Genomic DNA, 13,906 nt, shown 5'->3' with positions numbered 1-13,906 from the left:
AGGCTTTTTTATTTTGTTAATATACCAAGAGACAAGGCTTAAAAGAATGCTGTAATTCTTCTAAGCCTTGTCTCTCGGGGTACAGCACCGACATCGTTGAAGCTATTCGTAAGGATACAATTTGCATGTCCAGCCATTGGCATCAAGAACTAACCGCCCGCTCATGTCGAATGGGTGATGGGATCTCTTGTGGAACCTGACTGCAGACTGACCCGCCATCTACCAATGTAACGTAGATCCGCTCATGATCCACCGGTTCTCCGGCAATAATTTTGATTAACTGCTCCGCTGCAAGGGAACCCCATTTCCTTTTGGAATAATCAATGGTCACCAGCCTTGGTTGAACATACTTGCTCAGTTCAATGTTGTCAAAACCGATCACATCAATATCCCGGCCAATCTGCAGCTCACTTTCGGCCAAGCGATTACACAGCCCAATGGCCATCTCGTCATTGAGACAGAATACCGCAGCCGGTCTCGTATACTCTTGAATAATCAACTCAGCAGCCTGCTCTCCGCCACTTTTCTCAAAGTCACCCACAATCTCGATCCATTCCACATTTGCTTCCCGCTCGGTCACTTGCCGTACTGCTTTCATCCGCTGTGCCGAGTCAAATGAACCTTCAGGACCCGTTACGACATAAATCTTCGTATGTCCCTGCTCAATCAGATGCTCCATCGCCAGTGTAGCTCCCGCCTTGTTATCGAGCAGTACCTGATTGATGTTCGGATGGTTAAGCTCACGGTCAAGAACGACAATTTTATGTCCCCGGTCGGCATATTGCAGCAATTCCTCGCTGGCAAAGGTATGATCGAGAATAACTGCCCCGTCAATCATTCGCTCCGGAAGCATCCGGTGGGACTGCTTGCCACTGCAGACGATCAAGTCATAACCCTGAGCGTTACAGACCGTTTTCATGCCACTAAGTAAATCCCCGTATACATCTCCGCTAAAGTCTGTCAGAAATACCCCGAGAATTTTGGATTCCCTCTTCTTCAACGTTCTTGCGGCAGCATTCGGAACATAGTTCAGCTCTTTGGCAATAGCCAAAATTTTGGAACTGGTCTCATCTGTCACTTTATTGCTGCCATTCAGCGCATAAGACACGGTGGAGATCGAAACTCCCGCCTTTTTGGCGATATCCTTGATACTGACCACAATCTTCGCTCCCCTGTTATGTTCATCAGGCCCTCCGGGCTGGAGGACCTGACTTTTTGAATATTTGGTAAACGGATTAACCTTTATTTGATGATACCCTGGTTACAGAATCATCTTTCGATCGCTTTTATCCCCAGAGTTGTTTTGCATGCATTGTTTAACTGTAAATCTCAATCACGTTACCTTCGCCCAGACCCTGTTCGAGGGTTGTACGTGAAATACGCAGTCCCCCTTGACGATAAGCCTGTTGCAGTCTCGTCGTCTCCAGTTCCTTGCCGTTCAACAGCACACGTTGTACCGTTTCTCCGCTAAGATGATAGACAAAGGTCACTTTCTTACCGTTATATAGGAAATCAAAGTGCAGGCCATCCAGACTTGCCGGAAGGATTGGATCGAGTACGAGATCCTCTTCCTCTTGACGAATGCCCAGTGCATTCGAGATCAGTTGGTTCATGTAAATCCCTGGTCCGCTGGAATAGATTCTCCAACCGCCTTTTACCTGAACATCACCGGTGCGAAGCTTATCGAACTGCTCCTGTGCATCATAGCGGTTGTTAAATTTACCATCAGAACTGCTGAAGTAAGCATTGCTTTGGCGGAGATCCGCATTAGGCACAACTTGCTGAATACCCACAGGGTTGATGATGCCAAGGCCGTTCCATACTTCCTCGGGATTGCCAAGCTTCGCCATGGCTTCAATGTAGCGAATATGTGCATGAACATATTGCAGGCCAACTTCACGACCGAAGTTAGACGCTTGTTCTGCACGCTTGAAATGTGTGCTTACCCCTCCATCGTATTGGGCTGGACGGTTCATAAGCCGTACACCGTCAGGGCAGAACAATTTTTCCTTAATCAAACGATAATGGGACGCCGCCTGTTCAGGCTCCAGAAGCTCGGCAATCATGCTGCGCGTCATCGGCAACAGACGGTACTGAATGCCAGTCTCGCTGTCATCCGGATGCAGCATCCGTTTGGCTTGCTCCGGGTCTTCCATATATACGAAACCAGGAATAACATCGGTATCCAGCATATATTTGTTGAAGTCCTTTTTAACACCTGCAGCCATGCTGCTTAATTCTGCCGCTAATTCCGGCTTAACAGGCACAAGTGCTCTGGATAGCTGGCTCAGTGTTTGGTACGTAAGGGCAACGGTCCAGCTGCTGACCATATACTGTTTCAATTGGGCATTGGCGGGTTGAAGTGTATCATCCCAGTCTCCATCACCATACGAGGAAAGGAATGTATCGTGCAGGAAGTGGCTGCGGATATATTCGAGCTCTTTCTGCGCATGCTCCAGCACCGATGCTTTCTCTTCACTAAAATGGAAACCATGTTTAACGGTGTAAGGAACCTCTTCATCCAGTATGGAGTAATCCTTGGTAGCAATCAGGTAGTCGCTCAGTACTTTAAGCGGCCATACGATGATATCTCCATGGCTCTCTTCCTGCTGAATTTTGAAATAACGGTCAAACATGAACCATTGCGGCCAGTTGCCGTCATCCTCATACTGGTGCGAATACACCATTTTCAATATATCGCGGACCTGCTCATATTTCTGTGTAGCCATAAAGTATTCGACAGGCCCCTGACATACATCCCGTGTTCCCCAAGCTGCCCCACCATATTGCTCCAAGCCATGCGGAACGGAGTAATGGACCAACATATTATGGGTATACCACCATGCAAGTGCATTGACCTTGAACAACTCATCTGCATTCGGCTTCCCAGGACGTGACAGATGGAACCCGTTCATGACTTCCGCATAAAACGCACGATAAGTATCCACTTCCTCCTCGAAGCTGCGTGTGGACAACTCCACACTTTCTCCTTCAAGCAGGCCTTGAATGGTCATTGTCCATTCATCCGTACTTCCCAGCTGCAAAGTGAAAAGAGAACCGTCTCCAGGGTTCACACCACTCGCCAATCGGGTCTCGTCGCCAACCTTCACTCCCGCTCCGCTCATCGACATGCGATATTCCAGATTCGGGTATTCCTTGGCGCTGAGGCTGTCCATATTCGCTTTAATGCGAAGTTCACCGTTCTGTTCAGTAACACGGGCAGGCAAATCATATTCATTCACATTCATGGTGATCTGATTGGTGATCAGGTAGCGATAGGCCATTCCTTTTTCCGATTTCACATGCAGTCGTATTTCAGGAGTATCCAGTGTTGTATAGTTCGTGACAATCAGCGTGTCCTGAGCCGTTTTGTAATACCAGCGTACATAGTTGAAGCCCATCTCGAAGAGTGACGGCATAGTGAGTAAATGGAAGACTCCGTCCATCTCCACGTAGATCCGCTGACCGGAGGATTTCGCGATATTCAGCGCACTGCGGGCATTGCTCATCATTTTGTTAAAGTTCGTATTGCCCACAACGATGTGTGAGTTGAAAATACCGTACATATAGGAAGTCGTCGTAATTACATTCTCGCCCAGTTTCACATTGTTTCCACTCATCAGAATATGACCGTGCGGACGCTCCACGCGCATTTCTTTTTCCTTGAGAACAATATGCTCATATGTGTCTGTGAAAAATGCCAGCAGTTCGCCATCAGCACGTTCTTCCTGATGTCTTGTTGAAGCCGGGAAACGGGCATTCACTTCGTCTTCAGACATAGCCAAAGTACGAAGCGGCTCACCCAGAGCCGGGTTCAGGGACACTTTAGACAAAGCGTTGGCAGAGCCAGCTGCAAGCGAAACGTTCCCAGCACGCTTCGCTTCATACTCGTTCCAGACTTGTTCCACCACATCCTTGTATTCCAGTTGCTTGATGGCTGCCGCATGATTCGCCTGGAAAAGGCCGTAGAATACAAAGCGGGCTTCGCCATTCAAAACCACAGTTTCTGACTGAAGGGCAGTATATGCAAATTCATATTGATATACTTCATTTGCCAGCGACGGTTTAAGCAGGCTTTCCGGAATGTTCGTTTCCTTGTAACTTAAGCCAAAGAACTGGAATCCATCGGTTGAATACCCCGTAGCACGAGTTAAAGACCCCTGCTGCACATAAGGAAATACCCCGCCCTGGGGCTGATTTTGCCGGGAAGCTACGACATAACCCCATTTGTCATCCTCAAATACGGCATGATCGATATATTGCGAAAGATAGGCTTCATTGCTTCGTACCGCTCCTGGGTCAGCTATGCCAATGTCTTGGCCGTAGATGACATCCACTTTTTCCCCCTGGCCGTTAACCGTAACATCCCAGAACCAGACTCCCTGAGCTGTCGGTGCAAAAACAACCTGATAAGTCACACCTTCCGCATTTCCCGCCCACACCAAGCGCTCTCCATCCTGATGAACCTGGCTGTCGGAATGGATACCGAGCATTCGAACAAAACGAATACTTGATTCGTCATGAAAACGCAAATAGAGATTATTCATGGCCCCGTCCACCGGGCTTGTCATTAATTGATTGATCATGGCCTGTCCACTTACAGCCTGGAACAAATCACCGCTCTCCCAGAAGGTAAAATTCAGTTCGCCGGCTTGAATGTTGATTTGCGATCTAGTCATCGTATTCATGTATCTATTCATATCCTCCTATCCTGCCTCCTTCCCCTGCCAAGCAGGAATGGAAGAAGGTAGTGCAGCTTCACTGCATTTTTATTCTAAAATCCAATCGCTTACCGCAACATGCATTCATTACACCAACTTGAACGTGCTTTCCAGGGTATCGCGGCTGTTGGGTCCGACAAAAATCTGGAATGTCCCTTTGTCACTGCGGTAAGTCAGATCGGAATGATGATAGCGAAGTTGTTCCTCATTTAACGAAAATGTTGCCGTACCGCTCTCGCCTGGCGCGAGTGCAAGTTTCACATAGCCCTTCAGCTCACGCATTGGACGTACTACCTCACCGGTTACATCACGCACATATAGTTGAACGGTCTCCACACCTGCGCGCTGTCCGGTATTCGTTACACAAACCTGGATGCTGATCGCTTGATCGGCAGTCATCTCCTGGCTGGATACCTCCAAATCACCATATTCAAACGTGGTGTATGACAATCCATAACCAAACGGAAGCAGTGGATCGTTCGGGCTATCCATATACTTCGAAACATAACGTTCTTCCGTTTTCTCCGGGTTCAAAGGACGTCCTGTATTGAAATGGTTATAATATACAGGGATCTGACCTACGGATTGCGGGAACGACATCGTCAGACGTGCAGATGGATTCACTGCGCCTGTGAGAACATCAGCAATTGCTGCTCCGCCTTCACTACCAGGGAACCACGCTTCAAGAACGGCATCCGATTCTTCAAACACGCCATGCAGATCCAAAGGACGTCCATTAAAAATCACGCTAGCCATCGGTTTACCTGTCGTCTTCAACTGTTTGATGAGTTCAAGCTGAGCTGCCGGCAGACGAATATCGGTACGCGAACCACCTTCACCGCTCATTTCAGAATCTTCACCCAGAGCCAGAACGATAAGGTCCGCTTTGCTCGCCGTTTCCATGGCTTCAGCGATTTGTTCCGATGTGATCGTGTGAACGCCGCTTCCTTGGGCGATATGAACCTGTCCGTCCTGCAGACGCTTCTGCAGTGCCGTTCCCAGCTTGACCGCATCCGCCTTCACGCCTTCACAAGACCACCAGCCGAGAATGTCTTCACTTTGGGCAAAAGGCCCGATCAATGCGATGTTTGCTTCCGGCTGAAGCGGAAGTGCGCTGTTATCATTTTTCAGTAAAACTGCCGATTTGGTTGCAAGCTCGTAGGATACTTGACGATGTTCCTTCGAGAATACAATCTCGCGTTCGCGTTCCGGGTCAGCGGCACGGAGTGGATTGTCGAACAATCCCAGTTTTTCTTTTAGCTGCAATATGCGGAGTACTGCCTCATCGATAAGCTTCTCTTCCACTTCACCGCTCTGGATCAGCTCAGGCAGATGATTAACATAACAAGGGGTCATCATCTCGATATCCACGCCTGCACGAATGGCACGGTATGCCGCTTCACGATCATCCTCAGCTGCACCATGCGCAATCATCTCGCGGATGGAAGCCCAATCCGAGATCAATACACCATCAAAGCCCCACTCGTCACGTAAAATGTCACGCATCAACTTTTCATTACCGCTCGCTGGGATACCATCTACCGTATTGAACGAAGCCATCACCATTTCGACGCCTGCATCCAAGGCAGCTTTGTATGCTGGCAAATAATACTCACGCAGATTGCGCTCGGACATATCTACCGTGTTATAGTCACGTCCGCCTTCAGCAGCACCATACGCTGCAAAATGTTTGACGCAGGCAGCGAGACGTTCCGGATCATCTTTCAAACTGTCTCCCTGATATCCACGTACAAAAGCGGCCGAAAACAGGCTGTTGAGATACGGATCTTCGCCTGTCGTCTCCATCACCCGGCCCCAGCGCGGGTCACGAACCAGATCCACCATTGGCGCAAATGTCACATGCAAACCGGAGACTGCTGATTCACGGGCAGCAATCTCTGCGCTTTTCTCAGCCAAGTCCGTATCCCATGAACAGCCAATCGCCAGTGGAATCGGGAAAATCGTTTTAAAACCATGCACGACATCCGCCATAAACAACAGCGGAATACCGAGACGGCTTTTCTTCAGATAGGCTTGCTGTACATCAATAATGGCCTGTGCGCCTGACAAGCCGAGAATGGAGCCACTGGCAACGACAGATTGCTCTGTAATGCCCATCTCTTCCATCGGTCCGGTAATCTGGCCTTGGGTTTCTGTTCCCTCGTAAAAATTGGCGGTCAATTGTAGAAGCTGTGCCGTTTTCTCCTCCAGCGTCATCTGTTTGACCAAGTCAAGCAACTGCTCATTATTCATAGCTGTTATCCTCCACTGCATGTTGTTGAAATAAAGAACCCGGCTGCGTTCGGGGAGAGACCGCGCACCGGGTTCAGAATGGTGGGCCGACAGAATCGTCCTGTCATGTCCCATCTTGTTAACTACTGAATGATTACTTGAATTCGTTGTTCAGTTCATCCAGGTAAGGTTGAACCAGGGACATCTTGCTGTTCACCCATTCTTTCCAGTTAGCTTCCAGATCTCCACTTTTGAGGATCAGGTTGGCATATTCGTTTTGGTAATCGAATGAAGCCTGACTCTTAGCTTTGGAATCGTACAGGTTGACATCCCAGTCGTATGTTGCGAGCGATTGGCCTTCTGTACCGAGTTTTGCTTTTTCCTCGAACAGTTTTACGGCTCTATCACGGTAATCCTTTTTAATAGCAGGGTTTACAACACTGAAGTCGTCACCCAGAAGATACAGACCTTCGAAGCGTGCTGGGTATTTGTCTTCCAGAACTGTTCCTTCTGGCAACAAGCTAACCAGTTCGTTGTTTTCATCATATTTCCAGTCCGTTCCTTCGAAGCCCATGTTAATAAGCAGCTGTCCTTCTTTTGTTGCGGAGTAGTCGATCAGGTCCATAATCCGTTCAAATTTCTCGTCACTGATCTCAGGGTTGAAAATCAGCGCGGACCAGAAGTTTGCTTGCTCCAAGTTACGGTATTTTCCGTCATCTCCAAGAACGATTGCCGTGTGTACCAGCTCATCACTATCTACACCCAGGTTCTTTCTCATATCAGTGTCCAAACCTTGTCTGTATGAAGCCAATCCACCCAGACTTGTAACTGCAGCAGTACCTGTTACTTTAAAGTTGTTTTGACCTTCATTGTTTTTCCATGTGTAGAACTCCGGATTGAGCAATCCATCCTTATAGGCTTTTTGCATCAATTTCAGTCCTGTCAGCGTCTCAGGATCTGCTGGTCCCCAATGGAACTGACCATCTTCACCTTTATAGAACGGAGAATCCGTCATGGCATGCACACTGTTCGGCATGATCATGTTTGTCATAGCGTCTGCTGCATTGTAGGAGAGAGGTACAAGTTTGTTGCCTACTTTGCCTGGATCTTTTTCTTTCACAAGCGCAGCATATTCATTAATTTCAGATGTTGTATATGCATCTTTCAACTCGAAACCAACCGCTTCAGCCCAGTCTTTACGGAGAGCAATTACCCCGATTTGGTTTGTCAGTGGATCAGCAGGCTTGTTCTCATAATAAATTGGTCTAGGCAAGAGATACGTTCCGCCAGTCAGTTCTTCCAACTTATCTCCGAGTCCTGTCAAGTTGTAAGCTGCTGCCACGTTCGGCCAACGTTCCTTCCAGTCGTCCGGGAATTTGTAGAAGAGTCCTTGATCAATATTGTTCAAGGCATCACCGTGAACATAGTTCCATACGGATACATCCGGCAAATCACCTGAGTTGATCCACAGGCGAAGTTTCTCGCCCCAGGAGTCCCAATCAATATAGTTGTAATCCCAAGTTACATTGAATTTGTCTGTCCAGAATTTATGGAACTCATTATCCATGTTCCCGTTTTTTACTTCCGTCAGGTTAGCTACAGAGATGGTCAGGTTATCTGTATAATTTCCCTCTGCATCCTTCTCGTTGCTACCTTCCGAACTACTACTGGAACAAGCTGTCACCACCAACATCAACATACAAAGCGTGATGGCAAAAATGGATCTAACAGACAACTTTTTGTTCGTCTTCATGCTTTTACCCCCATGTTTTTTAGTAGAATTTCAAGTCAAAATCCTATACGTATAATCAGGTCTTGATAGCCCCTGTTAATACCCCTTTGGCAAAATGTTTTTGCAGCATTGGGAAGAAACACATAATCGGCACCATAGTGACAAATACCGCAGCCATTTTCATCCCCATTGAGAAATTGCTGACTTGCGTTGCATCCACGCTGGAAGCGTTGGAAGCATTGGTTTGTGATGTAGAAATAATCGTCCTAAGTACATTTTGCAGTGGTAACTGATCCGCCTTTCGCAGGAAGATCATCGCATCATACCAACTGTTCCAGTAGGCCACGCCATAGAACAGCGTGATCGTAGCGATAATGGGTGTAGCGAGCGGAAGAACGACGTTGAACAGTATTCTCCACTCCCCTGCACCATCCAGTCGCGCAGATTCCATTAGCGATTCTGGCAAAGTGTAGAAGTAGTTCATCATCAGGATCATGTTAAATGCACTGAAGCTTCCCGCCAGAATAACGGACCATAGCGATCCCGTCAGATGAAGTGATTTCATGATCAGATAGAGTGGTACGATACCACCATTGAAGATCATGGTGAACAGCACTAAGAAAAAGATAAATTTCTTAAACGGAAAGTTGCTGCGGCTTAATCCGTACGCCATGCTTGTTGTCAGGAACATACTGAGAGGCAAGCCAATCACCAGCAGGATCAGTGTATTTTTGTACCCCGAAAGGATAGTCCCGTCCGCAAACAGTGCTTTATAGGAATCCAAAGTGAACTCTTTAGGAAACATCAATAATGGATTGTCGGCATATTCTTTTTGTGTTGCGAACGAAATCATGATGACATTCCAGAACGGAATCAGAATCATCAAGGCAAGCACAAGTAAGATGGCGAAGATAACGTAATCCAGAAGCGTCATTCGTTCTGTACCTATCTTCGACTTTTTGGTAGCATTCTTGCTCATTTCATTTTTCCTCCTTTCTTATCGGAACAATCCGTCTCCGCCAAGCAGCTTCGCAAATCTGTCAGCGAGAAGCAGCAAGACCATATTCACAAGGGAACGGAACAAGCTGACCGCTGTCGAGAACGAGAAGTCGGTTGATGATTGGAACGTAATCCGATAAATATATACATCGAGTACTTCCGATACATTTTTGGTTGCGGCATTCGCCAAGTTGAAGATCTGATCGAAACCGGATGACATCAATCCGCCGACAGACAGGATAAACATAACGGTGATGGTCGGCAGGATGTTCGGCAGCGTAATGCGGAACATTTGCTGCAAACGTGAAGCTCCGTCGATCTGTGCAGATTCATATTGATCCTGATCGATACCCGAGATCGCAGCGAGGAAGATGATGGCACTCCATCCGCTTGATTTCCAGATATCCGTTAATAGAAGCATCGGTACAAAATTGGATTCGGAACCCAGGAAGTTAATCGTTGGCAATCCAAGCAATGCTAGCGTGCTATTCACCAATCCGTCATACGCCAGCACATTGATGACAACCCCGGATACGATAATCCATGAAAGGAAGTGAGGGAAAGTAAGAATCGTTTGGAACCACTTTTTCCCTCTGCGCATACGCAGTTCGTTCAGTAACAGGGCCAATATAATCGGGAAAGGGAATTGAATAATCAGCTTCAAAATGTTGATATACAATGTCCGCCATACCGCGTCTATAAACGTTGGATCCCGGAAAACGTATTTGAAGTTTTCAAATCCGCTCCATGGGCTTCCCCAGATTCCGAGGTTCGCTTTGTAATCCTTAAATGCCAGAGACAGACCGCCCATTGGCATGTAAGCAAACAGGATGAGCCAGACAAGCCCCGGAATAAGCAGGGTGTACGTCATTCTGTGCTTCCAGATTTCACTCCAGAGCGAATTCCCTTTCAAGTTTCCCTTCAGCTTTTTGCTAGGTCCTTCGGCTGCAGGTTTCAATTTGCATCTCCTCACTCTACTTTGGTCTTGTCGTTATACAGAAAATCAAACATGGTTCTCAGGTGATGCTCCCAAAATCTCCATTCATGAGCTCCCGGAGATTCAACGTACCGGAAATGATACGCAGTTCCCTTCATGTACTCGGCAAATCTGCGGTTCATTTCAATAAATGGATCACTTTCACCGCAGCAGCTCAGCACATCCGGCAAAGGCCTGCCCTCATGTAACAATTTGTCTGAGAGCGCGTAAATGTCCTGATCGGGCTTTACCTGTAACCGTTCTCCAAAAACCGCTTTCATTTCCTTGATCATACCGGGTGGCATAGTGGGATCATGAAGCCGTGTCTGAATGTCGGTTACTCCAGATAAGGAAACCACTTTGCGATAACGTTCGGGATAAGTCAGTGCACATTTCAAAGCACCATATCCACCCATGGACAATCCCGCAATGTAAGTCTTCTCGGGATCCGTGTTCAGGTTGAGCTGACGTCTGCAAAACTCAGGCAACTCCTGAGTAATGTAATGGAAGTAATTCAGGCCGTATTCCATATCGGTGTAGTAGCTTCGGTTTGCCTCCGGCATGATGATGGTACAGCCATATTGTGCAGCGTACATTTCAATTGTAGTCAATCGTTGCCATGTACTCGCATTATCGCCAGCCCCATGCAGCAGATATAGCGTACCGCCTGAAGTCTCTCCGGAGTCACTGGACACTACATGTATGCTTGTGTTCATGCATAATGTAGGCGATCCGGTTTCGATCGTGATGTGTGCCATATGCAACCCCTTTCATCATCAGCTGTTGCCTGTACTCTCTCTACTCTAGCTTTTCTGCTACGACTTCTTGACGTTCCCCCATAGACTACTCGTTATCGAAACGATTTTCTCGAATCGTTTCAAAACATAGCTAACGTTGATTCACATGGACTTAAAAACAGCACTTTTTACTTGGAAGCGATTTCTTCGAATCGTTTCGAATAAATCATAATCCCGATCAGTAAATCCTGTCAATAACCTTTTTACAAATTTCGCGTTATTTTCTCAAAAAACTTCTTTTCCAAGTGTAAATTTGCGTCAAAAGGCACTTTATTTGTGAAAATATAACCTTTTGGTAACCGTTTGCACATCTTTCATTGACATCACTTTCAGATTGTACTAACATAAATCCTAATTTTGGTTCCAGATTACGGAAACGTTTCACCAACTCAAAATATCGTCTTTTTTAAGGAAAGGATGTTGTTATGTCCAGCATCGTTAATAGCTTTGTTCATCATATTGAGGCTCAGCAATTAAACGTACTGTCGGTTCGTGTTCTGCAGCATGGAGAAACACGTGGAATGTGGGATCGGACTGAGGATGCGCGGCGCTTACAGCATTCAATCAGTAAGTCGTTTACCTGCATGGCTGTAGGATTGGCACTCGAAGAAGGCATTTTCACACTCGAATCCAAACTGGGAGAATACTTCACATGGCCAACACCCGCCCCGGACCTAACAGCATTCTCTCCTGCGGATCTCACACTGTATGATCTACTGCGGATGTCTTCAGGGCATGATGTGCCTGTGCTCTGGGCGGAGGAACGGGCCACGCTTGCGGAGAAAGATTGGGCTAAATATTACATGTCACTTCCAATCGACAGAGTCCCTGGCGAAGCATTTACATACAGCAGTGCCGATACTTTTATGATCTCGGCCATGTTTCAGGCAGCCTCGGGCCAGACTGTAAAAGATTATCTGATTCCCAGACTGTTTGAACCACTGGAGATTTACAACGTGGAATGGGAAACCTCTCCACTGGGCATTACGTTAGGCTGTGCGGGCTTGCAGCTTACGAATGAGGAATTAGGCCGGTTCGGACAGTTCTTGCTTCAGAAGGGCAATTGGAAAGGCAATCAGCTGGTTCCAGCGAAATGGATAGACCTAGCTACAACTCGCCAGATTACGACGCCAGGTGAAGGCGATTGGGGACAAGGATACGGATATCAATTTTGGCTATGTACTCACAATGCATACCGCGCTGATGGGGCTTATGGTCAACTATGCGTTGTTCTGCCCGAATTGGACGCTGTAGTTGCCGTTAGTAGTGACGAATTGAACATGCAGGCCATTTTGGACCTGATCTGGTCTGATATCCTTCCCCATCTTGAAAACAAACCATTAAGCTAGTATATATGATTATCAGTTAATTGTGTTTTTGCAAAGTATATTGAAAAACAAAAGAAGTATCATGCCTTTATCGGTCATGATACTTCTTTATTTTACTTACCCGTGCTGTGGAAGCTGGGTCATTTCATCTAGACATTGTGCGCATATGTAACGCTCTTTGAACTCATTGACTTCTTCCATCGATCCGCAGAAAATACATTTTGGACGGTATCTCTCCAGAATGATATGGTCCCCTTGTACTAAGATCTCTACAGGATCTCCCTCATTCATTTGATACCTTTTACGCAAAGATTTAGGCAATACGATCCTACCCAATTGATCAACTTTGCGAACTACTCCAGCTGGCTTCATAGCTACGGCACACCTCTCCTATCTTACTCTAAATTTCTAGGTACAATTGTACTATGTTTAAAGATTCGCCAAGATTTTGTCGAATCCTGCTGGAAATAAACATTTTTTGTCCTTTTTTTTGAAAAATGTTTTTTTAGCGAATTCTAACAAGCACTTGGACGCAAATTTGAATCAATCCAGGCCCGGAAAATCCAACTGTCGTAATGCTTCATATACGATAATTGCCGCCGAATTGGACAAGTTTAATGAACGTACATCACCTGTCATAGGCATTCTCATACAAGTTTCCGGATTGGCAGCAATTAATTCAGGAGGTAGTCCTTTGGTCTCTTTGCCAAAAACCAAAAAATCTTCATCCTGGAATGAAAAATCGCTATAGTTATTCTTCGCCTTCGTGGTTGCGTAGAAAAAGCGCCCCTCCGGATACTTTTCCTGAACCTCAGCAAATGAATCATGATATTCAATGTGAACTGCATGCCAGTAATCCAGGCCAGCCCGTTTCAAAGTAGCATCATCCGTCCGGAACCCGAGTGGGCGAACAAGGTGCAGATGCGTACCCGTAGCCGCGCAGGTACGAGAAATATTACCGGTATTCGCGGGGATCTCCGGTTCAACCAGTACGATATGCAAAGCCATATGTGTTCAATCTCCTTTAAGTTCATGTATCTGTTGCAATCCTCTAATTCTAAAGAAAAGCCTCCCACACGTCAATGTGGAAGGCTCTGGAAGGGCTAGATTGGAAGGCTAAG

Annotated in this window: 10 protein-coding genes; 1 reads left to right on the top strand and 9 read right to left on the bottom strand. The window is 46.7% G+C overall.

Annotated features, from left to right (window positions below; genetic code table 11):
• Nucleotides 1–142: 142 nt before the first annotated feature.
• From MH144_RS19515 to MH144_RS19485, 7 genes are all read right to left on the bottom strand, one after another.
• Nucleotides 143–1,159, bottom strand: a complete 1,017-nt coding sequence (locus MH144_RS19515) for a LacI family DNA-binding transcriptional regulator (protein ID WP_239303170.1) — start codon at nucleotides 1,157–1,159, stop codon at nucleotides 143–145.
• A 157-nt stretch (nucleotides 1,160–1,316) separates the two neighbouring features.
• Nucleotides 1,317–4,688 (bottom strand): GH36-type glycosyl hydrolase domain-containing protein, encoded by a 3,372-nt coding sequence (locus tag MH144_RS19510; protein WP_239303168.1) that lies wholly within the window; start codon nucleotides 4,686–4,688, stop codon nucleotides 1,317–1,319.
• 120 nt (nucleotides 4,689–4,808) lie between these two features.
• On the bottom strand, nucleotides 4,809–6,974 hold the full coding sequence (gene bglX, locus MH144_RS19505; protein ID WP_239303151.1) for a beta-glucosidase BglX: 2,166 nt from the start codon (nucleotides 6,972–6,974) through the stop codon (nucleotides 4,809–4,811).
• 133 nt (nucleotides 6,975–7,107) lie between these two features.
• Nucleotides 7,108–8,706, bottom strand: coding sequence for a type 2 periplasmic-binding domain-containing protein (locus MH144_RS19500; RefSeq protein ID WP_239303140.1), 1,599 nt, complete (start codon nucleotides 8,704–8,706; stop codon nucleotides 7,108–7,110).
• 55 nt (nucleotides 8,707–8,761) lie between these two features.
• A complete protein-coding gene (locus MH144_RS19495) occupies nucleotides 8,762–9,664 on the bottom strand; it encodes a carbohydrate ABC transporter permease (protein ID WP_239303138.1) in 903 nt (300 codons plus the stop codon).
• 18 nt (nucleotides 9,665–9,682) lie between these two features.
• On the bottom strand, nucleotides 9,683–10,642 hold the full coding sequence (locus tag MH144_RS19490) for an ABC transporter permease (RefSeq protein ID WP_239303136.1): 960 nt from the start codon (nucleotides 10,640–10,642) through the stop codon (nucleotides 9,683–9,685).
• Between the two features lie 11 nt (nucleotides 10,643–10,653).
• Nucleotides 10,654–11,418: an alpha/beta hydrolase gene (locus tag MH144_RS19485; protein ID WP_239303134.1), complete on the bottom strand. Its 765-nt coding sequence runs from the start codon at nucleotides 11,416–11,418 to the stop codon at nucleotides 10,654–10,656.
• Between the two features lie 464 nt (nucleotides 11,419–11,882).
• Between MH144_RS19485 and MH144_RS19480 the strand changes: the two genes are divergently transcribed.
• Complete coding sequence (locus tag MH144_RS19480) at nucleotides 11,883–12,806, top strand: serine hydrolase domain-containing protein (RefSeq protein WP_239303132.1); 924 nt, start codon at nucleotides 11,883–11,885, stop codon at nucleotides 12,804–12,806.
• A 96-nt stretch (nucleotides 12,807–12,902) separates the two neighbouring features.
• Here MH144_RS19480 and MH144_RS19475 read toward each other — a convergent pair whose 3' ends face one another.
• Complete coding sequence (locus MH144_RS19475) at nucleotides 12,903–13,157, bottom strand: AbrB/MazE/SpoVT family DNA-binding domain-containing protein (RefSeq protein ID WP_024629045.1); 255 nt, start codon at nucleotides 13,155–13,157, stop codon at nucleotides 12,903–12,905.
• A gap of 171 nt (nucleotides 13,158–13,328) precedes the next feature.
• Nucleotides 13,329–13,793, bottom strand: coding sequence for a tRNA (uridine(34)/cytosine(34)/5-carboxymethylaminomethyluridine(34)-2'-O)-methyltransferase TrmL (trmL, locus tag MH144_RS19470; protein WP_239303130.1), 465 nt, complete (start codon nucleotides 13,791–13,793; stop codon nucleotides 13,329–13,331).
• Nucleotides 13,794–13,906: the final 113 nt, after the last annotated feature.

Source organism: Paenibacillus sp. ACRRY, assembly GCF_022346995.1.
Classification (GTDB): Bacteria; Bacillota; Bacilli; order Paenibacillales; family Paenibacillaceae; genus Paenibacillus.
This window is presented reverse-complemented; position numbering and strand designations above follow the sequence as displayed.

Coding starts and splice junctions, on each gene's coding strand:
- MH144_RS19510 (WP_239303168.1), bottom strand. CDS start 4,688: ATGAATACGATGACTAGATCGCAAATCAACATTCAAGCCGGCGAACTG.
- bglX (WP_239303151.1), bottom strand. CDS start 6,974: ATGAATAATGAGCAGTTGCTTGACTTGGTCAAACAGATGACGCTGGAG.
- MH144_RS19500 (WP_239303140.1), bottom strand. CDS start 8,706: ATGAAGACGAACAAAAAGTTGTCTGTTAGATCCATTTTTGCCATCACG.
- MH144_RS19495 (WP_239303138.1), bottom strand. CDS start 9,664: ATGAGCAAGAATGCTACCAAAAAGTCGAAGATAGGTACAGAACGAATG.
- MH144_RS19485 (WP_239303134.1), bottom strand. CDS start 11,418: ATGGCACACATCACGATCGAAACCGGATCGCCTACATTATGCATGAAC.
- MH144_RS19480 (WP_239303132.1), top strand. CDS start 11,883: ATGTCCAGCATCGTTAATAGCTTTGTTCATCATATTGAGGCTCAGCAA.
- MH144_RS19475 (WP_024629045.1), bottom strand. CDS start 13,157: ATGAAGCCAGCTGGAGTAGTTCGCAAAGTTGATCAATTGGGTAGGATC.
- trmL (WP_239303130.1), bottom strand. CDS start 13,793: ATGGCTTTGCATATCGTACTGGTTGAACCGGAGATCCCCGCGAATACC.